Origin of the sequence: Lederbergia galactosidilytica (assembly GCF_017873565.1) — a bacterium.
Lineage (GTDB): Bacteria > Bacillota > Bacilli > Bacillales > Bacillaceae_C > Lederbergia > Lederbergia galactosidilytica.
On the sequence record NZ_JAGGKH010000005.1, the window covers coordinates 25,178 to 46,890 of the forward strand.

The 21,713-nt window shown below is 40.1% G+C and carries 33 protein-coding genes; all 33 read left to right on the forward strand.

The window, feature by feature from the left end; genetic code table 11:
* Positions 1 to 50 precede the first annotated feature (50 nt).
* The 33 genes from rpoC (at position 51) to rpmJ (ending at position 21,702) form a co-directional block, all read left to right on the forward strand.
* Entirely contained in the window at positions 51 to 3,647 is a 3,597-nt protein-coding gene (gene rpoC / locus J2Z23_RS06255) for a DNA-directed RNA polymerase subunit beta' (protein ID WP_209973496.1), read from the forward strand.
* A 222-nt stretch (positions 3,648 to 3,869) separates the two neighbouring features.
* Positions 3,870 to 4,118 carry a 50S ribosomal protein L7ae-like protein gene (locus J2Z23_RS06260; protein WP_057985525.1) on the forward strand — a complete coding sequence of 83 codons (249 nt, stop codon included), beginning with the start codon at positions 3,870 to 3,872 and terminating at the stop codon, positions 4,116 to 4,118.
* A 100-nt stretch (positions 4,119 to 4,218) separates the two neighbouring features.
* Complete coding sequence (gene rpsL, locus J2Z23_RS06265; protein WP_057985527.1) at positions 4,219 to 4,638, forward strand: 30S ribosomal protein S12; 420 nt, start codon at positions 4,219 to 4,221, stop codon at positions 4,636 to 4,638.
* Between the two features lie 53 nt (positions 4,639 to 4,691).
* The gene (rpsG, locus tag J2Z23_RS06270; RefSeq protein WP_057985529.1) at positions 4,692 to 5,162 is read left to right on the forward strand and encodes a 30S ribosomal protein S7; all 471 of its coding nucleotides are present in this window, start codon (positions 4,692 to 4,694) and stop codon (positions 5,160 to 5,162) included.
* Positions 5,163 to 5,301: 139 nt separating this feature from the next.
* Positions 5,302 to 7,380, forward strand: coding sequence for an elongation factor G (gene fusA / locus J2Z23_RS06275; protein ID WP_057985531.1), 2,079 nt, complete (start codon positions 5,302 to 5,304; stop codon positions 7,378 to 7,380).
* A 125-nt stretch (positions 7,381 to 7,505) separates the two neighbouring features.
* A complete protein-coding gene (gene tuf / locus J2Z23_RS06280; RefSeq protein WP_057985533.1) occupies positions 7,506 to 8,693 on the forward strand; it encodes an elongation factor Tu in 1,188 nt (395 codons plus the stop codon).
* 321 nt (positions 8,694 to 9,014) lie between these two features.
* Complete coding sequence (gene rpsJ / locus J2Z23_RS06285) at positions 9,015 to 9,323, forward strand: 30S ribosomal protein S10 (protein ID WP_057985535.1); 309 nt, start codon at positions 9,015 to 9,017, stop codon at positions 9,321 to 9,323.
* 38 nt (positions 9,324 to 9,361) lie between these two features.
* A complete protein-coding gene (gene rplC, locus J2Z23_RS06290) occupies positions 9,362 to 9,991 on the forward strand; it encodes a 50S ribosomal protein L3 (protein WP_057985537.1) in 630 nt (209 codons plus the stop codon).
* 27 nt (positions 9,992 to 10,018) lie between these two features.
* Positions 10,019 to 10,642 carry a 50S ribosomal protein L4 gene (rplD, locus tag J2Z23_RS06295; protein ID WP_057985539.1) on the forward strand — a complete coding sequence of 208 codons (624 nt, stop codon included), beginning with the start codon at positions 10,019 to 10,021 and terminating at the stop codon, positions 10,640 to 10,642.
* The gene (gene rplW, locus J2Z23_RS06300; protein ID WP_057985541.1) at positions 10,642 to 10,926 is read left to right on the forward strand and encodes a 50S ribosomal protein L23; all 285 of its coding nucleotides are present in this window, start codon (positions 10,642 to 10,644) and stop codon (positions 10,924 to 10,926) included. The genes rplD and rplW overlap by 1 nt, the downstream gene beginning before the upstream one ends.
* Before the next feature lie 34 nt (positions 10,927 to 10,960).
* Positions 10,961 to 11,794 (forward strand): 50S ribosomal protein L2, encoded by an 834-nt coding sequence (rplB, locus tag J2Z23_RS06305; protein WP_057985542.1) that lies wholly within the window; start codon positions 10,961 to 10,963, stop codon positions 11,792 to 11,794.
* A gap of 60 nt (positions 11,795 to 11,854) precedes the next feature.
* Positions 11,855 to 12,133 carry a 30S ribosomal protein S19 gene (gene rpsS / locus J2Z23_RS06310; RefSeq protein ID WP_057985545.1) on the forward strand — a complete coding sequence of 93 codons (279 nt, stop codon included), beginning with the start codon at positions 11,855 to 11,857 and terminating at the stop codon, positions 12,131 to 12,133.
* Between the two features lie 18 nt (positions 12,134 to 12,151).
* On the forward strand, positions 12,152 to 12,493 hold the full coding sequence (gene rplV / locus J2Z23_RS06315) for a 50S ribosomal protein L22 (RefSeq protein WP_209973497.1): 342 nt from the start codon (positions 12,152 to 12,154) through the stop codon (positions 12,491 to 12,493).
* A 3-nt stretch (positions 12,494 to 12,496) separates the two neighbouring features.
* A complete protein-coding gene (rpsC, locus tag J2Z23_RS06320) occupies positions 12,497 to 13,153 on the forward strand; it encodes a 30S ribosomal protein S3 (protein WP_057985549.1) in 657 nt (218 codons plus the stop codon).
* A gap of 2 nt (positions 13,154 to 13,155) precedes the next feature.
* On the forward strand, positions 13,156 to 13,590 hold the full coding sequence (gene rplP / locus J2Z23_RS06325; RefSeq protein ID WP_057985551.1) for a 50S ribosomal protein L16: 435 nt from the start codon (positions 13,156 to 13,158) through the stop codon (positions 13,588 to 13,590).
* Positions 13,580 to 13,786 (forward strand): 50S ribosomal protein L29, encoded by a 207-nt coding sequence (gene rpmC / locus J2Z23_RS06330; RefSeq protein WP_057985553.1) that lies wholly within the window; start codon positions 13,580 to 13,582, stop codon positions 13,784 to 13,786. Before rplP ends, rpmC begins: the two co-directional genes overlap by 11 nt.
* 25 nt (positions 13,787 to 13,811) lie before the next feature.
* Positions 13,812 to 14,075: a 30S ribosomal protein S17 gene (gene rpsQ / locus J2Z23_RS06335; RefSeq protein WP_057985555.1), complete on the forward strand. Its 264-nt coding sequence runs from the start codon at positions 13,812 to 13,814 to the stop codon at positions 14,073 to 14,075.
* Between the two features lie 43 nt (positions 14,076 to 14,118).
* Complete coding sequence (rplN, locus tag J2Z23_RS06340) at positions 14,119 to 14,487, forward strand: 50S ribosomal protein L14 (RefSeq protein WP_057985557.1); 369 nt, start codon at positions 14,119 to 14,121, stop codon at positions 14,485 to 14,487.
* Positions 14,488 to 14,525: 38 nt separating this feature from the next.
* Positions 14,526 to 14,888 carry a 50S ribosomal protein L24 gene (gene rplX, locus J2Z23_RS06345; RefSeq protein ID WP_057985559.1) on the forward strand — a complete coding sequence of 121 codons (363 nt, stop codon included), beginning with the start codon at positions 14,526 to 14,528 and terminating at the stop codon, positions 14,886 to 14,888.
* Between the two features lie 23 nt (positions 14,889 to 14,911).
* Complete coding sequence (gene rplE / locus J2Z23_RS06350; RefSeq protein WP_057985561.1) at positions 14,912 to 15,451, forward strand: 50S ribosomal protein L5; 540 nt, start codon at positions 14,912 to 14,914, stop codon at positions 15,449 to 15,451.
* 24 nt (positions 15,452 to 15,475) lie between these two features.
* Positions 15,476 to 15,661 carry a 30S ribosomal protein S14 gene (gene rpsN, locus J2Z23_RS06355; RefSeq protein WP_057985563.1) on the forward strand — a complete coding sequence of 62 codons (186 nt, stop codon included), beginning with the start codon at positions 15,476 to 15,478 and terminating at the stop codon, positions 15,659 to 15,661.
* 29 nt (positions 15,662 to 15,690) lie between these two features.
* The gene (gene rpsH / locus J2Z23_RS06360; RefSeq protein WP_057985565.1) at positions 15,691 to 16,089 is read left to right on the forward strand and encodes a 30S ribosomal protein S8; all 399 of its coding nucleotides are present in this window, start codon (positions 15,691 to 15,693) and stop codon (positions 16,087 to 16,089) included.
* Between the two features lie 33 nt (positions 16,090 to 16,122).
* On the forward strand, positions 16,123 to 16,659 hold the full coding sequence (gene rplF, locus J2Z23_RS06365) for a 50S ribosomal protein L6 (RefSeq protein ID WP_057985566.1): 537 nt from the start codon (positions 16,123 to 16,125) through the stop codon (positions 16,657 to 16,659).
* A 32-nt stretch (positions 16,660 to 16,691) separates the two neighbouring features.
* Positions 16,692 to 17,054: a 50S ribosomal protein L18 gene (gene rplR, locus J2Z23_RS06370; RefSeq protein ID WP_057985568.1), complete on the forward strand. Its 363-nt coding sequence runs from the start codon at positions 16,692 to 16,694 to the stop codon at positions 17,052 to 17,054.
* Positions 17,055 to 17,075: 21 nt separating this feature from the next.
* Positions 17,076 to 17,576, forward strand: a complete 501-nt coding sequence (gene rpsE, locus J2Z23_RS06375) for a 30S ribosomal protein S5 (RefSeq protein ID WP_057985570.1) — start codon at positions 17,076 to 17,078, stop codon at positions 17,574 to 17,576.
* 13 nt (positions 17,577 to 17,589) lie between these two features.
* Positions 17,590 to 17,772, forward strand: a complete 183-nt coding sequence (gene rpmD / locus J2Z23_RS06380) for a 50S ribosomal protein L30 (protein ID WP_057985572.1) — start codon at positions 17,590 to 17,592, stop codon at positions 17,770 to 17,772.
* A gap of 32 nt (positions 17,773 to 17,804) precedes the next feature.
* Positions 17,805 to 18,245, forward strand: a complete 441-nt coding sequence (gene rplO, locus J2Z23_RS06385; RefSeq protein WP_057985573.1) for a 50S ribosomal protein L15 — start codon at positions 17,805 to 17,807, stop codon at positions 18,243 to 18,245.
* A 3-nt stretch (positions 18,246 to 18,248) separates the two neighbouring features.
* Positions 18,249 to 19,541: a preprotein translocase subunit SecY gene (gene secY, locus J2Z23_RS06390; protein WP_057985575.1), complete on the forward strand. Its 1,293-nt coding sequence runs from the start codon at positions 18,249 to 18,251 to the stop codon at positions 19,539 to 19,541.
* A 69-nt stretch (positions 19,542 to 19,610) separates the two neighbouring features.
* Complete coding sequence (locus tag J2Z23_RS06395) at positions 19,611 to 20,261, forward strand: adenylate kinase (RefSeq protein WP_209973499.1); 651 nt, start codon at positions 19,611 to 19,613, stop codon at positions 20,259 to 20,261.
* On the forward strand, positions 20,261 to 21,007 hold the full coding sequence (gene map / locus J2Z23_RS06400; protein ID WP_057985579.1) for a type I methionyl aminopeptidase: 747 nt from the start codon (positions 20,261 to 20,263) through the stop codon (positions 21,005 to 21,007). Before J2Z23_RS06395 ends, map begins: the two co-directional genes overlap by 1 nt.
* Before the next feature lie 15 nt (positions 21,008 to 21,022).
* Positions 21,023 to 21,358 (forward strand): KOW domain-containing RNA-binding protein, encoded by a 336-nt coding sequence (locus J2Z23_RS06405; RefSeq protein WP_057985582.1) that lies wholly within the window; start codon positions 21,023 to 21,025, stop codon positions 21,356 to 21,358.
* Complete coding sequence (gene infA, locus J2Z23_RS06410) at positions 21,336 to 21,554, forward strand: translation initiation factor IF-1 (protein ID WP_057985584.1); 219 nt, start codon at positions 21,336 to 21,338, stop codon at positions 21,552 to 21,554. The genes J2Z23_RS06405 and infA overlap by 23 nt, the downstream gene beginning before the upstream one ends.
* 34 nt (positions 21,555 to 21,588) lie before the next feature.
* Positions 21,589 to 21,702 (forward strand): 50S ribosomal protein L36, encoded by a 114-nt coding sequence (gene rpmJ, locus J2Z23_RS06415; protein ID WP_003156543.1) that lies wholly within the window; start codon positions 21,589 to 21,591, stop codon positions 21,700 to 21,702.
* The last annotated feature ends 11 nt before the right edge of the window (positions 21,703 to 21,713 follow it).

Consider the following 21,713-nt stretch of genomic DNA (forward strand, 5'->3'; position numbering starts at 1 on the left):
GGTTTAGCAAAAAGGGTAAAAACCTGTAGACGAAAAGGGAGGTAGGCCCCTTGCTGGATGTTAATAATTTTGAGTATATGAAAATAGGCCTTGCTTCACCGGACAAAATTCGTTCTTGGTCATACGGAGAAGTCAAGAAACCAGAAACGATTAATTATCGTACATTGAAGCCCGAAAAAGACGGTTTGTTTTGTGAACGAATTTTTGGACCTTCTAAAGATTGGGAATGTCATTGCGGTAAATATAAACGAGTTCGTTACAAAGGCGTAGTCTGTGATCGGTGTGGCGTCGAAGTAACACGTACGAAAGTAAGAAGAGAAAGAATGGGGCATATTGAATTAGCGGCTCCTGTTTCTCACATTTGGTACTTTAAGGGGATACCAAGTAGGATGGGACTTGTTTTAGACATGTCCCCTCGTGCCCTTGAAGAAATTATCTACTTTGCATCTTACGTTGTAACAGACGTAGGAGATACAACACTCGATAAAAAGCAGCTTTTGTCTGAAAAGGAATATCGCTTATATCGTGAAAAGTATGGTACGAAGTTCCAAGCTTCCATGGGAGCGGAAGCCATTAAAAAGCTTCTACAAGATATTGACTTGGAAAAAGAAGTAGACCATTTGAAAGAAGAGCTAAAAACTGCACAAGGACAACGTCGTACACGTGCTATTAAACGTCTTGAGGTTTTAGAAGCCTTCCGTCATTCTGGAAATAATCCTGATTGGATGATTTTAGATGTCCTTCCCGTTATTCCGCCAGAATTACGTCCAATGGTACAGCTAGAAGGTGGTCGCTTTGCTACTTCAGATTTAAATGATCTGTATCGTCGTGTGATTAACCGTAATAATCGACTTAAAAGATTATTAGATCTTGGAGCTCCAAGCATTATCGTGCAAAACGAGAAACGTATGCTTCAAGAAGCCGTTGATGCTTTGATTGATAATGGAAGAAGAGGAAGACCTGTTACAGGACCTGGTAATCGACCATTAAAATCATTGTCACATATGCTAAAGGGTAAGCAAGGACGTTTCCGTCAAAACTTGCTTGGTAAGCGGGTAGACTACTCAGGCCGTTCTGTTATTATTGTTGGACCGAATTTGAAAATGTATCAATGTGGTTTACCGAAGGAAATGGCATTAGAGTTATTCAAACCATTTGTCATGAAAGAATTGGTTGAAAAAAATCTTGCTCATAATATTAAGAGTGCCAAAAGGAAGATTGAACGTGTCCATCCGGAAGTCTGGGATGTACTAGAAGATGTCATCCGTGAACATCCTGTATTATTGAACAGAGCACCAACTCTCCATAGACTTGGGATTCAAGCATTTGAACCAACCCTTGTCGAAGGTAGAGCAATTCGTTTGCATCCATTAGTTTGTACTGCATACAATGCAGACTTTGATGGGGACCAAATGGCTGTTCACGTTCCGTTGTCTGCAGAAGCACAAGCTGAGGCACGGATATTAATGTTAGCAGCACAAAACATTCTAAACCCTAGGGATGGTAAGCCAGTTGTTACACCTTCTCAGGATATGGTGTTAGGTAACTATTATTTAACATTAGAACGTGAAAATGCCGATGGAGAAGGAATGGTCTTTAAGGACACAAACGAGGCGTTAATTGCCTATCAAACTGGTTATGTACATTTACACTCACGTATTGCGATTCATGCAAACTCACTAGTAAATGAAACTTTTACAGATGAACAAAGGAAAAGGTTACTCGTAACTACGGTTGGTAAGATTATCTTTAATGAAATTCTTCCACCATCATTCCCGTTCATTAATGAACCAACAGATGAAAATTTAGTTGGAAATACGCCTGATCGCTACTTTATTGAAACAAACGAAAATGTAAAAGAACATATTAAGAAGCAACCACTTGTTCTTCCTTTTAAGAAAAAAATACTAGGTAATATCATTTCTGAAATATTCAAGAGATTCCAAGTGACGGAAACATCTAAAATGCTAGACCGTATGAAGAATCTTGGTTTTAAATACTCTACTAAAGCAGGTATTACAGTAGGGGTTTCAGATATCGTTGTACTTGGTGAAAAGGAAGTTATCTTGCAAGAAGCTCAAACAAAAGTAGATAACGTGATGAAACAGTTCAGACGTGGTCTGATTACAGAAGAAGAACGTTATGATCGTGTAATCTCAATTTGGAGTGCAGCGAAGGATACGATCCAAGATAAGTTGATGAACTCCTTGGAGAGATTGAATCCTATCTTTATGATGAGTGATTCGGGTGCAAGGGGTAATGCTTCTAACTTTACACAGTTAGCTGGTATGCGTGGATTGATGGCTAACCCGGCTGGAAGAATTATTGAGTTGCCGATTAAGTCAAGCTTCCGCGAAGGCTTAACTGTACTAGAGTACTTTATTTCCACTCACGGAGCTCGTAAAGGTCTAGCAGATACCGCCTTAAAAACAGCTGACTCTGGTTACTTGACTCGTCGTCTTGTCGATGTAGCACAGGATGTCATTATTCGCGAAGACGATTGTGGTACAGATCGTGGTCTTCATGTAGCGGCACTAAAAGATGGCACTGAAGTCATTGAGACACTAGAGGAACGTTTGATTGGTCGATTTGCTAGAAGTAAAATTGTTCATCCGGAAACAGGTGAAATCCTTGCTCATGAAAATGAATTGATTAACGAAGACATGGCGAGGGAAATTGAAAATGCAGGCGTTGAAGAAGCTTGGATTCGTTCTGCCTTTACATGTAATACTCGTCACGGTGTTTGTAAGAAATGTTATGGCCGCAACCTTGCTACAGGAACGATCGTGAATGTTGGGGAAGCAGTCGGTATTATAGCAGCTCAATCTATTGGTGAGCCAGGTACTCAGTTAACAATGAGAACCTTCCACACTGGTGGTGTTGCAGGTGACGATATCACCCAAGGTCTTCCACGTATTCAAGAGTTATTTGAAGCACGTAATCCTAAGGGACAATCCATCATTACTGAAATTGGTGGAGTCGTAACCTCGATCTCTGAAGGTCGTGACCGTCAGCAAGAGATTGTCATCCAAGGAAAGATTGAAAATCGGACATACACTGCACCTTACACATCTCGCCTTAAAGTAGCGGTAAATGATGAGGTGAAACGAGGCCAAGAACTAACAGAGGGTTCAGTCGATCCGAAAGAACTATTACGTATTCTCGATGTAACAGCTGTTCAAGAATACTTGTTGCGTGAGGTTCAGAAGGTTTACCGCATGCAAGGGGTAGAAATCGGGGACAAACACGTAGAAGTAATGGTTCGTCAGATGCTTAGGAAGGTTAGAGTTACAGATGCTGGGGATACTGATGTATTACCAGGAACGCTTCTTGATATCCACCAGTTTACAGAAGCAAATAAAAAGACGCTTATGGAAGGAAACCAACCTGCAATTGGGCGTCCGGTTCTACTTGGTATCACGAAGGCTTCGTTGGAGACAGACTCATTCCTATCTGCGGCATCCTTCCAAGAAACGACTCGCGTTCTTACGGATGCAGCGATTAAAGGTAAGACAGATGAACTTCTAGGGCTGAAGGAAAATGTTATTATTGGTAAATTAGTTCCTGCTGGAACAGGGATGCAACGTTATCGTAAGATCGCTGTGACAGCGAAGGCAGAAGAAGAACAACTAGAATCTGCAGAATAACTTTTTGAACTGGTGGCCCGTCGAGTTGTTAAAAGCTTAGGTATCCTATAGGGGTAATTGACTTAGGGCAAACAATGACTAAAAGATTACTTTAGGTCTAATTTAACTCGACGGGAACACTTTTTAGGATATTTTATTATTTGTAGTTGACAATGAAAATATCAAATGATAATATATTCAAGGTGAACTTACATTAACCTGTTACTTTGGAGGATTTGCCAAATGTCTTATGAAAAAGTGTCACAGGCTGAGAATGTAATCATTGGAACAAAACAGACAGTGAGAGCTCTTAAATCAGGGGATGTCCTTGAAGTTTTAATCGCATCAGATGCAGAGTCGCGAATTATTCATCCTATTATTCGGGCTGCAGAAGAAGCGAACGTACCGATTACTATGGTCGACTCTATGAGGGAACTTGGTAAAGTGTGCGGTATAGATGTTGGAGCAACAGCTGCTGCGATCTTAATTTAAGATGTTTTTGCAGGTACAGAACTGCAAAAACTTGTTTTTTGCTTTAAAAAGAACCACCTGGATGTGTGGGCTTAACAAACTATGAAAGGAGGAACCATCAATGCCTACAATTAACCAATTAGTACGTAAACGTAGAAAGTCAAAAGTTACGACTTCTGACTCACCAGCTCTTAATAAAGGCTATAACAGTTTTAAAAAGATCAATACAGATTTATCTTCTCCACAAAAGCGTGGGGTATGTACACGTGTAGGTACAATGACACCGAAAAAGCCAAACTCAGCATTACGTAAATATGCTCGTGTGCGTCTTACAAATGGAATCGAGGTAACAGCTTATATTCCAGGGATTGGTCATAACCTACAAGAACACAGTGTTGTTCTTATCCGTGGTGGACGTGTAAAAGACTTACCGGGTGTTCGTTACCATATCGTCCGTGGGGCTCTAGATACTGCTGGTGTTGAAAACCGCGCTCAAAGCCGTTCAAAATATGGAACAAAGAAGCCAAAAGCTAAAAAGTAATATGTAAGAATGAAATAGAATTATGAACGAAGAAATCGAAAGGAGGAAATAGCATGCCACGTAAAGGACCTGTAGCAAAAAGAGATGTATTGCCTGATCCGCTTCACAACTCAAAGCTTGTAACACGTTTGGTAAACAAGCTAATGGTTGATGGTAAGAAAGGAAAAGCGCAAAGCATTCTTTATTCTGCTTTTGACCTTATTCAAGAACGTACAGGCAAAGATCCAATGGAAGTATTTGATCAAGCCTTGAAAAATATTATGCCAGTTTTAGAAGTTAGAGCTCGCCGTGTAGGTGGTGCTAACTACCAAGTACCAGTTGAAGTTCGCCCAGAGCGCCGTTCAACTCTTGGACTACGTTGGTTAGTAAACTACGCTCGTCTTCGTGGGGAAAAAACAATGGAAGAGCGTTTAGCTAACGAAATCATGGATGCTGCCAACAATACTGGGGCTTCTGTGAAGAAACGTGAAGAAACTCATAAAATGGCAGAAGCAAACAAAGCATTTGCTCATTATCGTTGGTAAGATCAACCAATTACTAAATTTTATAGTGAATGTTCAACAGACGGTAAAAAGGACTGAGGGGTTAAAAAGCCATTTTTACCGCCCTCATTGAACATCCTATAATAGTAAATCTAATCATCCTAGGAAGGAGAAATATGATATGCCAAGAGACTTCTCCTTAGAAAAGACACGTAATATTGGGATTATGGCTCATATTGATGCCGGTAAAACAACCACAACAGAGCGTATTCTTTTCTATACAGGGCGCATTCACAAAATTGGTGAAACACATGAAGGTGCTTCACAAATGGACTGGATGGAGCAAGAGCAAGAACGCGGTATTACGATTACATCTGCTGCAACCACTGCACAATGGAAAGGACATCGTGTTAACATTATTGATACTCCTGGACACGTAGACTTCACTGTTGAAGTTGAACGTTCCCTAAGAGTACTTGATGGTGCGGTTACCGTGCTTGACGCTCAATCTGGTGTGGAACCACAAACTGAAACAGTTTGGCGCCAAGCAACAACATATGGAGTACCACGTATTGTTTTCGTTAATAAAATGGATAAGATCGGTGCTGACTTCCTTTATTCTGTTGGTACGATTCGTGAGCGTCTACAAGCGAATGCACATCCGATTCAATTACCAATCGGTGCGGAAGACACTTTTAAAGGTATGATCGATCTTATCGAAATGAAAGCTTGGTATTATGAAAGTGATGATCCCCAAGATCCAATCGAGGGAGAAATTCCTGCAGATCTTCAAGATAAAGCAGAAGAATTGCGTACAAGTTTGATTGAAGCTGTCGCAGAACTTGATGAAGATCTAATGATGAAATATCTTGAAGGTGAAGAAATTTCCGTTGAAGAACTAAAAGCTGCAATTCGTGTAGCAACATTGAAAGTAGAATTCTACCCAGTTCTTTGCGGTACAGCTTTTAAAAACAAAGGTGTCCAAAAAGTTTTGGATGCAGTTGTTGATTATTTGCCAGCACCAACAGATATTGAATCTATTAAAGGGATTGTTCCAGACACTGATGAGGAAATTGCTCGTCATGCTGATGATAATGAACCATTCTCAGCGTTGGCATTTAAAGTAATGACTGACCCTTATGTTGGTCGTCTTACGTTCTTCCGTGTGTATTCTGGACAATTGAACTCAGGTTCTTATGTCCAAAACTCAACAAAAGGCAAGCGTGAGCGTGTTGGACGTATTCTTTTGATGCATGCTAACCACCGTGAGGAAATCAACACTGTTTATAGTGGTGATATCGCTGCAGCTGTCGGCTTGAAAGATACGGCAACTGGGGATACTTTATGTGATGAGAAAAATCTTGTTATTCTTGAATCAATGGAATTCCCAGAACCAGTTATTAGTGTTGCGGTTGAGCCGAAATCAAAAGCTGATCAGGATAAAATGGGTACTGCTCTTGCTAAGTTGCAAGAAGAAGATCCAACATTCCGTGCAGAAACAAATCCTGAAACAGGTCAGGTTGTTATCTCTGGTATGGGTGAGCTTCACCTAGACGTACTTGTTGACCGTATGAAACGTGAATTCAAGGTTGAAGCTAATGTGGGTGCACCACAAGTTTCTTACCGCGAAACTTTCCGTTCTACTGCACAAGTTGAGGGTAAATTTATCCGTCAATCTGGTGGACGTGGTCAGTTTGGTCATGTATGGATTGAATTCAGTCCAAATGAAGAAGGTAAAGGCTTTGAATTTGAAAATGCGATTGTCGGTGGGGTTGTTCCTCGTGAATATATTCCAGCTGTACAAGCGGGCCTTGAAGATTCAATGGACAACGGTGTTATTGCCGGCTATCCTTTAATTGATATTAAAGCAAAACTTTATGATGGATCTTATCATGATGTTGACTCTAACGAGATGGCCTTTAGAATTGCTGCATCAATGGCTCTTAAAAATGCCGCTAAAAAATGTGATCCAGTTCTATTAGAACCACTTATGAAAGTTGAAGTTGTTATCCCTGAAGAATATCTTGGTGATATTATGGGAGATATCACTTCTCGTCGTGGTCGTGTTGAGGGAATGGAAGCTCGTGGAAACGCACAGGTAGTTAAAGCCTTTGTTCCACTTTCAGAGATGTTCGGTTATGCTACATCCCTACGTTCTAATACACAAGGTCGTGGAGTTTATACAATGTTCTTTGATCACTATGAAGAAGTACCAAAGTCCATTGCTGAAGAAATTATGAAAAAAAATAACGGCGAATAATTGATTTTATTTGTACAATCAAGTATAACTACTAATAGATATGCATAGAGTCGCTAGAAAATGCTTACTAGTTTTTATAGCGTCTCTCATACTTACTATTTTCTAATTAAAAGGAGGATTTCCTAATGGCTAAGGAAAAATTTGATCGTTCCAAATCACATGCTAATATTGGTACAATTGGTCACGTTGACCATGGTAAAACTACTCTTACTGCTGCTATTACAACTGTTATGGCAAAACGTGGTGGCGCAGAAGCAAAAGGTTATGACATGATCGATAACGCTCCAGAAGAGCGTGAGCGTGGAATTACAATCTCTACTTCACACGTTGAATATGAAACTGAAACTCGTCACTATGCACACGTTGACTGCCCAGGACACGCCGACTATGTTAAAAACATGATTACAGGTGCTGCTCAAATGGACGGTGCAATCCTTGTTGTGTCCGCTGCTGACGGCCCTATGCCACAAACTCGTGAGCATATCCTTCTATCTCGTAACGTAGGTGTTCCTTACATCGTTGTATTTATGAACAAATGCGATATGGTAGATGACGAAGAATTGCTTGAATTAGTAGAAATGGAAATTCGTGACCTTCTTTCTGAATATGACTTCCCAGGAGACGATATTCCTGTAATTAAAGGTTCTGCTCTTAAAGCTCTTGAAGGAGTAGCAGAATGGGAAGAAAAAATTGATGAATTGATGGCTGCTGTTGACGAATATATTCCAACTCCAGAGCGTGATACTGACAAACCATTCATGATGCCTGTTGAGGATGTATTCTCAATTACAGGACGTGGAACAGTTGCAACTGGCCGTGTTGAACGTGGTCAAGTTAAAGTTGGTGACGAAGTTGAAATTATCGGTCTAGCTGAAGAAGCTGGTAAAACAACTGTAACTGGTGTTGAAATGTTCCGTAAGCTTCTTGACTATGCTGAAGCTGGAGACAACATCGGTGCACTACTTCGTGGTGTAGCTCGTGAAGATATCCAACGTGGGCAAGTATTGGCTAAGCCTGGTTCCATTACACCACATACAAACTTCAAAGCTGAAGTTTATGTTCTTTCAAAAGAAGAAGGTGGACGTCATACTCCATTCTTCTCTAACTATCGTCCACAATTCTATTTCCGTACTACAGACGTAACAGGAATTGTTACTCTACCAGAAGGTACTGAAATGGTTATGCCTGGCGATAACATCGAAATGACAGTTGAATTGATTTCTCCAATTGCGATTGAAGACGGAACTCGTTTCTCAATTCGTGAAGGTGGACGTACTGTTGGTTCTGGTGTTGTAAGTAGCATCCAAAAATAATTAGATTATGGAGCAAACAGAAAGTTTCTGTTTGCTCCTTTTCTTTTTTATTGCATAAAATCACACTGCGATTCTTCCATTATTTATGAACTTGAATCTGGAGTGAAATCTTTGTATAATCATTTAGGTAAATCATTGTAGAAATTATATAGATTGTTATTGCATCTAGGCTTGAATTTCTGTATAATGAATAATGTTGGTCTTTGACTGCGATGATGTGGAAGGTTGCTGACACACCCGGCCGCTTTGCCATGGCGAGTGTGTGGGAAATTTTCACGGAGTAAGTCTATTTTAAAAATAGGCGAAAAAGGAGGGAAAGTAATGGCAAAACAAAAAATTCGTATCAGATTAAAAGCTTATGATCATAGAATTTTGGATCAATCAGCTGAAAAAATTGTTGAAACTGCAAAACGTTCAGGAGCAACTGTCTCAGGGCCGATTCCATTGCCAACTGAGAAAACTGTTTACACAATTCTTCGTGCGGTGCACAAATATAAGGATTCTCGTGAACAATTTGAAATGCGTACGCATAAACGTCTAATCGATATTAATAATCCTACTCCACAAACAGTAGATTCACTAATGAGACTAGACTTGCCATCAGGCGTTGATATTGAAATTAAACTATAAATAATAAATTTTTAATGGAAAATTAGGAGGTGTGACTTATGACCAAAGGAATCTTGGGTAGAAAAATTGGTATGACGCAGGTTTTTGCTGAAAATGGTGAATTGATCCCTGTTACAGTCATTGAAGCTGCCCCAAACGTAGTGCTTCAAAAGAAGACTATTGAAACAGATGGATATGAAGCTGTACAACTTGGTTTTGAAGAAAAACGTGATATTCTTTCAAATAAACCAGAAAAGGGACATGTTGCGAAAGCAAATACTGCACCTAAGCGCTTCGTCCGTGAATTTAACGGAGTAAACATAAATGAATATGAAGTTGGTCAAGAAGTCAAAGTTGATATATTCGCAGAAGGCGATCTAGTAGATGTATCAGGAATTTCGAAAGGGAAAGGTTTCCAAGGCGCTATTAAACGCCATGGCCAATCTCGTGGACCAATGTCTCATGGTTCTCGTTATCATAGAAGACCTGGTTCAATGGGTGCTGTTGACCCTGCACGTGTGTTCAAACAAAAAGCATTACCTGGTCGCATGGGTGGCGAAAGAATTACAATTCAAAACCTTCCAATTGTTAAGGTTGATGCAGAACGCAATCTTATCTTAGTTAAAGGGAACGTACCTGGACCTAAGAAAGCATTATTGGAAGTTAAAACAGGAATTAAAGTGAAGTAATACATTCAAAGAAAGGAGGAAATTAGAATGCCGAAAGTAGCATTATACAGTCAAGCAGGCTCTAAGGTTGGTGATATTGACCTAAATGAATCTGTTTTTGGAATTGAACCAAACAATAGTGTATTGTTTGAAGCAATTGTTATGCAAAGAGCTTCCTTAAGACAAGGAACTGCAAAAGTAAAAAATCGTTCAGAAGTACGTGGCGGCGGTGCTAAACCTTGGCGCCAAAAAGGAACTGGTCGTGCTCGTCAAGGATCTATCCGTTCCCCACAATGGCGTGGCGGTGGTACTGTATTTGGTCCTGTTCCACGTAGCTACAGTTACAAACTTCCGAAGAAAGTTCGCCGTTTAGCGATTAAATCGGCATTATCCACAAAGGTTCGTGAGGAAAGTCTAGTTGTACTAGAATCACTTAACTTTGACACACCAAAAACAAAAGAATTTGTTAAAGTATTAGCAAATCTTCCTGTTGGTAAAAAAGCTTTAGTTGTTACAGATACTGTGAATGAAAATGTTGAGTTATCCGGAAGAAACATTCCTGGCGTAACAGTTATTGACGCATCTAACCTAAATGTTCTAGATGTTAGCAACCATCAAACACTGATCTTAACGAAAGCTGCAGTTGAAAAAGTAGAGGAGGTGCTTGGGTAATGGATGTACGTGATGTTATTAAGCGCCCCATCATTACAGAACGTTCTATGGAACAAACTGCTGACAAAAAGTACACTTTTGAAGTAGATGTTAAGGCGAATAAAACACTAATCAAAACTGCTGTAGAGCAAATTTTTGATGTTAAAGTTGAAAAAGTAAATGTCCTTAATTATAAAGGGAAATTCAAGCGCATGGGCCGTTTTGTTGGATATACAAACAAGCGCCGTAAAGCAGTTGTTACTCTTACTGAAGATAGCAATGAAATTGAATTTTTCGAAGTGTAATACGGCATAAATTATAGAAAGAGGAGGGAACAAAATGGCGATCAAAAAATACAAACCTACCTCAAACGGACGTCGTAATATGACAAGTTTGGATTTTTCTGAGATTACTACTGATAAACCAGAAAAAACTTTGCTTGAGCCTCTTAATAGAAAAGGCGGCCGAAACAATCAAGGTAGAATGACAGTTCGTCATCGCGGCGGTGGACATAAGCGTCAATATCGTGTGATTGATTTCAAACGAATCAAAGATGGTATACCAGGACGCGTTGCTACAATTGAGTATGATCCAAACCGTTCCGCAAACATTGCATTAATTCATTATCATGATGGAGAGAAGCGTTATATTCTTGCTCCGAAAAATCTTAAAGTGGGTATGGAAGTAATGTCTGGTCCAGATGCAGATATTAAGATCGGAAATGCCCTTCCATTGGCTAATATTCCAGTGGGTACAGTTGTACACAATATTGAGTTAAAACCAGGTAGAGGTGGACAATTAGTTCGTTCTGCAGGAACTTCTGCACAAGTTCTTGGTAAAGAAGGAACAAAATATGTTCTAGTTCGTTTAAACTCTGGTGAAGTTCGTATGATTCTTGCTACATGCCGTGCTTCTGTTGGGCAAGTTGGTAATGAACAACATGAACTTGTAAATGTAGGGAAAGCCGGACGCTCACGTTGGCAAGGCAAACGTCCACACGTTCGTGGATCTGTAATGAACCCGAATGACCATCCACATGGTGGTGGGGAAGGACGTACACCAATTGGTCGTAAATCTCCGGTTACACCGTGGGGTAAACCAACTATTGGATATAAAACTCGTAAGAAAAACAATACTTCAGATAAATTTATTGTACGTCGTCGTAAAAAATAACGGGATTGAACTACGGTTCGAAGATAGGGCCGTAGCACAATCACGAAGGGAGGTTCTAGTATGGGACGCAGCCTAAAAAAAGGCCCATTCGCAGATGAGCATTTGCTCACAAAAGTGGAGAAATTGAATGAAAGTGATAAAAAGCAAGTTGTCAAAACTTGGTCTCGCCGTTCAACAATTTTCCCGAGCTTTGTTGGACACACAATTGCAGTCTACGATGGTCGTAAGCATGTACCTGTATATATTAGTGAAGATATGGTAGGCCATAAACTTGGTGAATTTGCACCAAGCCGCACATACAGAGGTCATGCCGGAGACGATAGAAAAACTAAACGCTAATGAGAGGAGGGCAACATGATGCAAGCTAAAGCCGTTGCTAAAACAGTACGAATTGCTCCTCGTAAAGTACGTCTCGTCGTTGATCTTATTCGAGGAAAGCAAGTGGGCGAAGCAGTTTCCATTTTGAAACTAACTCCGAGAGCTGCCTCCCCAATCGTAGAAAAACTGTTAAAATCTGCGATCGCAAATGCAGAACATAACTATGATATGGACATTAATAACTTGTTGGTTTCTCAAGCTTATGTTGATGAAGGACCAACAATGAAGAGATTTCGTCCACGTGCACAAGGTCGTGCAAGCCAAATTAACAAACGCACAAGCCATATCACAATTGTGCTATCTGAAAAGAAGGAGGGGTAATACGTGGGTCAAAAAGTTAATCCAATTGGTATGCGTATCGGTGTCATTCGTGACTGGGAATCAAAATGGTATGCAGACAAAGAATATGCAACTTTATTGCATGAGGATATTAAAATTCGCGAATACATTACAAAGCGCCTAGCTGATGCTTCTGTATCACGTGTTGAAATTGAGCGTGCTGCAAATCGCGTGAACATCACGGTCCACACTGCCAAACCTGGCATGGTTATCGGTAAAGGTGGTAGTGAAGTTGAAGCTTTGCGTAAAGCTTTAAATAAACTTACAAACAAAAGAGTTCATATTAATATTATTGAAATTAAAAGGGCTGACCTTGATGCAAAATTGGTAGCAGAGAACATTGCACGCCAACTAGAAAACCGCGTATCTTTCCGTCGTGCGCAAAAGCAAGCTATCCAACGGACAATGCGTGCTGGTGCAGATGGAATCAGAACTATGGTATCAGGTCGTCTTGGTGGAGCCGATATAGCTCGTGCTGAACATTACAGCGAAGGAACTGTTCCACTTCATACACTTCGTGCTGATATTGACTATGCTCATGCTGAAGCAGACACTACCTATGGTAAACTTGGTGTGAAAGTATGGATTTATCGTGGAGAGATCCTTCCAGAAAAGAAAAAATCTGTGGAAGGAGGAAAATAACCATGTTAATGCCTAAACGTGTAAAATACCGTCGTGAACATCGCGGAAAAATGCGTGGCCGTGCAAAAGGCGGAACAGAAGTTTCTTTTGGAGATTACGGTCTACAAGCTACAGAAGCTGCTTGGATTACAAGCCGTCAAATTGAAGCAGCCAGAATCGCGATGACTCGTTATATGAAACGTGGCGGTAAGGTGTGGATTAAAATTTTCCCTCACAAGCCATATACAGCTAAACCTCTAGAAGTTCGGATGGGTTCCGGTAAAGGGGCACCTGAAGGATGGGTAGCTGTTGTAAAACCTGGAAAGATTATGTTTGAAATTGCTGGTGTTCCTGAAGAGGTTGCTAGAGAAGCCCTTCGACTAGCTGCACATAAACTTCCAATTAAAACAAAATTTGTAAAACGAGAAGAAATTGGTGGTGAACCAAATGAAGGCTAAAGAAATCCGTGATCTAACCACTGCCGAAATAGAACAGAACGTAAAATCCTTGAAGGAAGAATTATTTAACCTTCGCTTCCAACTAGCTACTGGGCAATTAGAAAATACTGCCCGCCTTCGCGAAGTTCGCAAATCAATTGCTCGATTGAAAACTGTCGTTCGTGAAAGAGAATTAGAGGCTGAAGTTAATAATTGATAACCGGAGAGGAGGTTAGCGGAAAATGAGTGAACGCAATCAGCGTAAAGTTTATACAGGACGTGTGGTTTCCGACAAAATGGATAAAACCATCACTGTTATGGTTGAAACTTACAAAAAGCATTCTTTGTACGGTAAACGTGTTAAGTATTCTAAGAAATTCAAAGCTCATGATGAACACAACGAAGCGAAAATTGGCGATGTAGTTCGGATTATGGAAACTCGCCCACTATCAGCTACAAAACGCTTTCGTTTAGAAGAGGTTGTTGAGAAAGCAATCATTATTTAATGACATGATTCGGATACATGCTTTCCGAAGGGAGGTAAACTAGATGATTCAACAAGAATCTAGATTGAAAGTTGCTGACAATTCTGGTGCTCGTGAAGTACTTACCATTAAGGTTCTAGGTGGCTCAGGTCGTAAAACAGCTAATATCGGTGATGTAATTGTTTGCACAGTAAAACATGCAACACCAGGTGGCGTTGTTAAAAAAGGTGACATCGTAAAAGCTGTTATTGTTCGCACTAAGAGTGGCGCACGTCGTCCTGATGGATCTTATATTAAGTTTGATGAAAATGCCTGTGTCATCATTCGTGATGATAAAGCACCTCGTGGAACACGTATCTTCGGACCAGTTGCACGTGAACTGCGCGATAGGAATTTCATGAAAATCATCTCTCTGGCTCCAGAGGTTCTTTAATAAATCCATGATACGGTTACTCAAGGAGGTGCGATGCAATGCAAATTAAGTCTGGCGATAAAGTAATGGTTATCACTGGTAAAGACAAAGGAAAAACAGGTACAGTGCTTGCTGCTTACCCTCAAAAAGACCGCGTGCTTGTTGAAGGTGTAAATATTGTGAAGAAGCACTCTAAGCCATCACAAGAAAACCCACAAGGTGGAATTGATTCTCGTGAAGCTGCAATCCATGTTTCTAATGTTATGGTAATCGATCCAAAGACAAATGAACCGACTAGAATTGGTTCAAAACGTGTGACCATTAAAGGCAAGGATGGCGTTGAAAAACAAGTAAACGTCCGTGTTTCTAAAAGTTCCGGTGAAATCCTTGATAAAGATGTTGAGAAAAAGATTATAAAGTAAGTAGATGAAGGGAGGTACACGACATGAACCGCCTAAAGGAAAAATTTGACAAAGATATTACACCAGCTCTAGTGAGCAAGTTTAATTATAAATCTGTAATGGAAGTCCCTAAGATTGAAAAGATTGTTATTAACATGGGTGTTGGGGATGCTGTTCAAAATGCAAAAGTACTTGACAATGCTGTAGAGGAACTAAGCCTTATCACTGGTCAAAAACCAGTTGTAACAAAAGCTAAAAACTCTATCGCAGGTTTCCGTCTGCGTGAAGGTATGCCAATTGGAGCGAAAGTTACACTTCGTGGAGAGCGTATGTATGATTTCTTCGATAAATTAATTTCAGTATCTCTTCCACGTGTACGTGACTTCCGTGGAATTTCCAAAAAAGCATTTGATGGCCGCGGAAACTACACACTTGGTGTTAGAGAACAGTTGATCTTCCCTGAAATTGACTATGATAAAGTGAACAAAGTTCGCGGTATGGACATTGTTATCGTCACTACGGCGAATACCGATGAAGAAGCTCGTGAATTATTGACTGCATTTGGAATGCCATTCCAAAAGTAATCGCTAAATAAGGGAGGCGAAAACGTGGCTAAAAAATCAATGATCGTAAAACAGAAACGTACACCAAAGTTTAAAGTTCAAGAGTATACGCGCTGTGAAAGATGTGGTCGTCCGCATTCTGTCATTCGTAAATTTAAACTTTGTCGTATTTGTTTCCGTGAACTAGCATATAAAGGTCAAATTCCTGGCGTTAAGAAAGCCAGCTGGTAAGACCGATACTGGGAAGGAGGTAAACGTAAATGGTTATGACTGATCCAATTGCAGATTTGCTTACACGTATCCGCAATGCGAATATGGTACGACATGAAAAATTAGAAGTTCCGGCTTCAAATATTAAAAAAGGTGTCGCTGAAATTCTTAAACAAGAAGGATTTGTTCGCGATGTGGAATACATCGAAGATAATAAGCAAGGTATTATTCGTATTTTCCTTAAATACGGTCCAAATAATGAGCGAGTAATTACAGGTCTAAAGCGTATTAGTAAGCCTGGACTACGGGTTTATGCAAAGGCGAATGAAGTACCAAAAGTACTTAATGGTCTTGGTATCGCATTAGTCTCTACTTCTCAGGGCGTTTTAACGGATAAAGAAGCAAGAGCTAAGCAAGTAGGCGGAGAAATACTTGCGTATGTATGGTAATAATCTTCTGAAGAACGGAGGTGCGACAACAATATGTCTCGTATAGGGAAAAAACCAATCGAAATTCCTTCTGGCGTAACAGTTGAACAGAACGGAGAAACTTTAATTGTTAAAGGGCCAAAAGGTGAATTAACAAACACATTTAATTCAGATATTAATATTAATATTGATGGTAATGTTATTAACGTAACTCGCCCATCTGAATCCAAAGAGCACCGCTCTATGCACGGAACAACTCGTTCTTTAGTTGCGAACATGGTTGATGGTGTTTCTAAAGGGTTTGAAAAAAGCTTGGAGCTTGTTGGTGTTGGTTACCGTGCTCAAAAACAAGGCAACAAACTTGTTTTGAATGTTGGTTACTCTCATCCAGTTGAGTTCGAACCTGAGGAAGGAACTGAAATTGAAGTTCCAAGCAACACAAAAATCATTGTTAAAGGCTACAATAAAGAAAATGTGGGTGCATTAGCTTCAAACATTCGTGCCGTTCGTCCACCTGAGCCTTATAAAGGTAAAGGAATTCGTTACGAAGGTGAAATGGTTCGTCGTAAAGAGGGTAAAACCGGTAAATAATGCCGCTTAGGTACTGAAAGGAGTGACTCATATTGATCACCAAACAAGATAAAAACAAAGTACGTAAAAAGAGACATGCTCGCGTAAGATCAAAATTGAGTGGTACTGAAATGCGTCCGCGTTTGAACGTATATCGTTCTAATCAGAACATCTATGCACAATTGATTGACGATGAAAATGGCGTAACATTAGCAAGTGCATCTACCCTTGATAAGGAACTTAATTTGAAGTCTGCAGGGAATGTGGATGGTGCTAAAGAAGTAGGGGCACTTATTGCTAAACGTGCTTCTGAAAAAGGCTATAAATCAGTTGTATTTGATCGAGGCGGATATTTATATCACGGAAGAATCAAAGCATTAGCCGAAGCTGCTCGTGAAAACGGCTTGGAATTTTAATAAGAAGGAGGGAAATGATAGATGCGTCAATTCGATGCTAACAAACTTGAACTAGAAGAACGTGTTGTAACAGTTAACCGTGTAGCTAAAGTTGTTAAAGGTGGTCGTCGCTTCCGTTTTACTGCACTTGTTGTTGTAGGAGACAAAAACGGACATGTTGGCTTTGGTACTGGAAAGGCACAGGAAGTTCCTGATGCAATTCGTAAGGCCATTGAAGATGCTAAGAAAAACATGGTGGAAGTACCTCTAGTTGGTACTACAATCCCACACGAGATCATTGGACGTTTTGGTGGCGGTCAGATTTTACTTAAACCTGGTAGCGAAGGTACTGGAGTTATTGCCGGTGGACCTGTTCGTGCGGTACTTGAACTTGCTGGAATTGCAGACATTACGTCTAAATCTCTTGGCTCAAGCACACCAATCAATATGGTTCGCGCTACAATCGAGGGAATCAAAAATTTAAAACGTGCTGAGGACGTTGCGAAATTACGTAATAAAACAGTAGAAGAACTGTTAGGTTAAGGGGGGATTAATTATGGCAAATAAATTGGCAATTACCCTTACTCGCAGTCTTATTGGTCGTACAGAAAGCCAACGTGAAACTGTTAAAGCACTAGGGCTTAAAAAAGTTAACCAAACAGTTGAACATGATGATAATGAAACTATTCGCGGAATGGTTCACAAAGTTTCTCATCTAGTTTCTGTTAAAGAACAGTAATCTTATTTTTTAAAGATAAGGAGGTGCCAACTATGAAACTTCATGAATTGAAATCTGCTGAAGGTTCCCGTAAAACACGTAATCGTGTTGGTCGAGGTATTGGTTCTGGTAACGGAAAGACTTCCGGTAGAGGACAAAAAGGACAAAATTCTCGGTCAGGCGGTGGTGTTCGCTTGGGATTTGAAGGTGGTCAGACTCCATTATTCCAGCGTTTGCCAAAGCGCGGTTTTACTAATATCAACCGCAAAGAGTATGCCGTTGTAAACTTGGATACACTTAACCGTTTTGAAGATGGAACGGAAGTAACTCCGGAACTTCTTATTGAATCGGGAATCGTTCGAAATGAAAAGTCAGGTATTAAAATTCTTGCTAATGGCAACATCGAGAAAAAGCTCACAGTTAAAGCGAATAAATTTTCCTCTGCTGCCAAAAACGCAATTGAAGCTGCAGGCGGTAAAACTGAGGTGATCTAATTCATGTTTCAGACAATCTCCAACTTTATGCGTGTAGGTGATATTCGTAGAAAAATTTTATTCACCTTGCTTATGTTAGTTGTATTTCGCCTAGGAGCTTTTATTCCAGTTCCCGGTGTTGATCCAGAAGTATTAAAGCTCCAGGATCAAGCAAGTCTATTTGGATTCATGAACATCTTTGGTGGTGGAGCTCTGCAAAACTTCTCTATCTTTGCAATGGGAATTATGCCGTATATTACAGCTTCTATCATTGTTCAATTACTACAAATGGATGTAGTACCCAAATTCACAGAGTGGTCAAAACAGGGTGAAATGGGACGACGTAAACTAGCTCAGTTTACGCGCTATTTCACAATTGTTCTGGCGATTATTCAAGCTGTTGGGTTATCATTTGGATTCAATAGAATGACGGGTTTACAGTTGATTAAGGATCCAAGTATTATGACTTACGCAACCATTGCAATAGTTCTCACTGCTGGGACTGCATTTTTGATGTGGCTAGGTGAGGAAATCACGGCTAAAGGTGTTGGGAATGGAATTTCCATTATTATCTTTGCTGGGATTGTTGCAGCGATTCCGACTTCTGTAAATCAAATTTATGCACAGCAGTTTGAAAATCCTGGCGAGCAGATTTTCTTACGAATTATCGTATTATTACTGCTTGTGTTAGTTATTATTGCTATTGTAGTGGGGGTTGTCTTCGTTCAACAAGCGTTACGTAAGATTCCTATTCAATATGCAAAAAGAGTAGATGGACGCAATCCGGTCGGAGGGCAAAATACGCATTTGCCGTTAAAAGTTAATGCTGCCGGTGTAATTCCTGTCATCTTTGCCAGTGCTTTTATGGTTACACCGCAAACTATTGCTACTTTTTTCTCTTCCGGAAAAACAGCTGGTACCATTCAGTATATTTTTGACCATACAAAGCCAGTAGGGATGGTCATCTTTTTCGCACTCATCATTGCGTTCACTTATTTCTATGCATTTGTTCAAGTAAATCCTGAAAAAGTAGCCGAAAATTTGAAAAAGCAAGGTGGTTATATACCAGGGATACGGCCAGGGAGAAATACGCAAACCTATCTAACAAATGTCTTATATCGTTTGACTTTTGTAGGTTCGATTTTCCTTGCAGCAGTTTCTATATTACCAGTCTTCTTTATTAAATTTGCCGGATTACCGCAATCTGTTCAAATAGGCGGAACTAGTCTATTGATTGTTGTAGGGGTGGCACTTGATACAATGAAACAATTGGAAGCCCAGCTGGTGAAGCGTCACTATAAAGGCTTCATTAAATAATCGAAATGGTTTTAGGAACAAGGCTTCCTTTGTTCCTGTCTCCATTTAGGTGCTTGGGGGCAATTACGGATGAATTTAGTTTTAATGGGTCTTCCGGGTGCCGGTAAAGGTACTCAGGCCGATAAAATTGTAGAAAAATATGGGACACCACATATTTCTACTGGAGATATGTTCCGTGCAGCAATAAGTGAAGGCACTGAGCTTGGATTAAAAGCCAAGTCCTTTATGGATCAAGGTGCACTTGTACCAGATGAAGTGACGATTGGTATTGTTCAAGAGCGTTTGAATAAACCGGACTGTGAGAATGGCTTTCTTTTGGATGGATTTCCTAGAACTGTTGCACAAGCTGAAGCCCTTGAGGCAATTCTCGATAAAATCGGGAAAAAAATCGACTTTGTGATCAACATTCAAGTGGATAAAGAAATTCTAATGGAGCGCCTTACAGGCCGTCGCATTTGTGAAAATTGTGGAACTGCTTATCATCTTGTGTTTAATCCACCTGCGGTAGAGGGTGTTTGTGACCGTTGTGGTGGAAAGCTTTATCAAAGAGCAGATGATAATGCAGAAACTGTACAAAACCGTCTTGAAGTAAATCTTCAACAAACACAACCACTACTTGATTTTTATCAAGAAAAAGGTTATTTGAAAAATATCAATGGTCAACAGCATATTGATCAAGTTTTCGCAGATATTGATTCTTTGCTTAAAGGTTTGGTATAATGATTATTTGCAAAACACCTCGTGAACTTGATATTATGCGAGATGCTGGAAAGATTGTTGCACTTACGTTCCAAGAACTTAAGAAATATATCCAGCCAGGAGTTACGACGAAGGAATTGGATACAATAGCTGAGAAGTTTATTAAGGAACATGATGCCTATCCTTCTTTCAAAGGATATAACGGATTTCCAGGTAGTATTTGCACTTCTGTTAATGATGAATTAGTGCATGGCATACCAGGAAAACGGGTGTTAGAAAAGGGCGATATAATCAGTCTTGATATTGGGGCTCGATATAATGGCTATCATGGCGATTCAGCCTGGACCTATGCAGTTGGCGAAATTGATGATGAAACCCAGAAACTTCTTGATGTTACAGAAAAGTCTTTAAGCATGGGCTTAAATGAAGCTAAGCCAGAGGTTCGTCTTTCCAATATATCTCATGCCATTCAAAAATGCGTAGAATCTGAAGGTTATTCCATTGTTCGTGAATATGTTGGACACGGAATTGGCCAAGATTTACATGAGGACCCAGACATCCCTCACTTTGGGCCACCCAATAAAGGCCCTCGTTTGAAACCCGGAATGGTATTTTGTGTTGAACCAATGGTAAACGCAGGAACCCGTTACGTCAAAACTTTGGCGGATAACTGGACTGTCGTCACAGTAGATGGCAAATTATGTACCCATTTTGAACATACAATTGCCATCACAGAAACAGGTTATGAGATTTTAACAAAAATTTGAGTGCAGGTGATTTGGTTGAATGACTCTGATTCGACACCCCGAATAGGTCAAATCGTACTTATTAACAAGGGTCGAGATGCAGGACAATTCGCGATTATCATAAATGAGGCTGATGAGAAATTTGTTCTTATTGCTGATGGCGATCGAAGGAAATTTGATCGTCCCAAAAAGAAGAATATCCAACATCTAACACTTTACGACTATGTTTCTTCAGAAGTTCGAGACAGCTTAACAGAGGCGGGTAGAGTTACAAACGGGAAATTGCGATGGGCACTTACCAATTTTGTAGAAGAGATTCTGGATGTTGTAGAGAAGGGAGACGGATTTGATGGCGAAAGAAGATGTAATTGAAGTGGAAGGAACTGTCGTTGATACTTTGCCAAACGCAATGTTTAAGGTAGAGTTGGAAAATGGCCATACGGTACTTGCACATGTTTCGGGCAAGATCCGCATGAATTATATTCGCATATTGCCTGGTGATAAGGTAACTGTAGAGCTTTCCCCATATGATTTGACACGCGGAAGAATCACATACCGTTTTAAATAAATCATGCACTCCGAACATAAGGAGGTTTTAAACAATGAAAGTTAGACCATCAGTCAAACCAATCTGTGAGAAATGTAAAGTTATTCGCAGAAAAGGCAAGGTCATGGTGATTTGTGAAAATCCAAAGCATAAACAAAAACAAGGATAACAAGGAGGTGC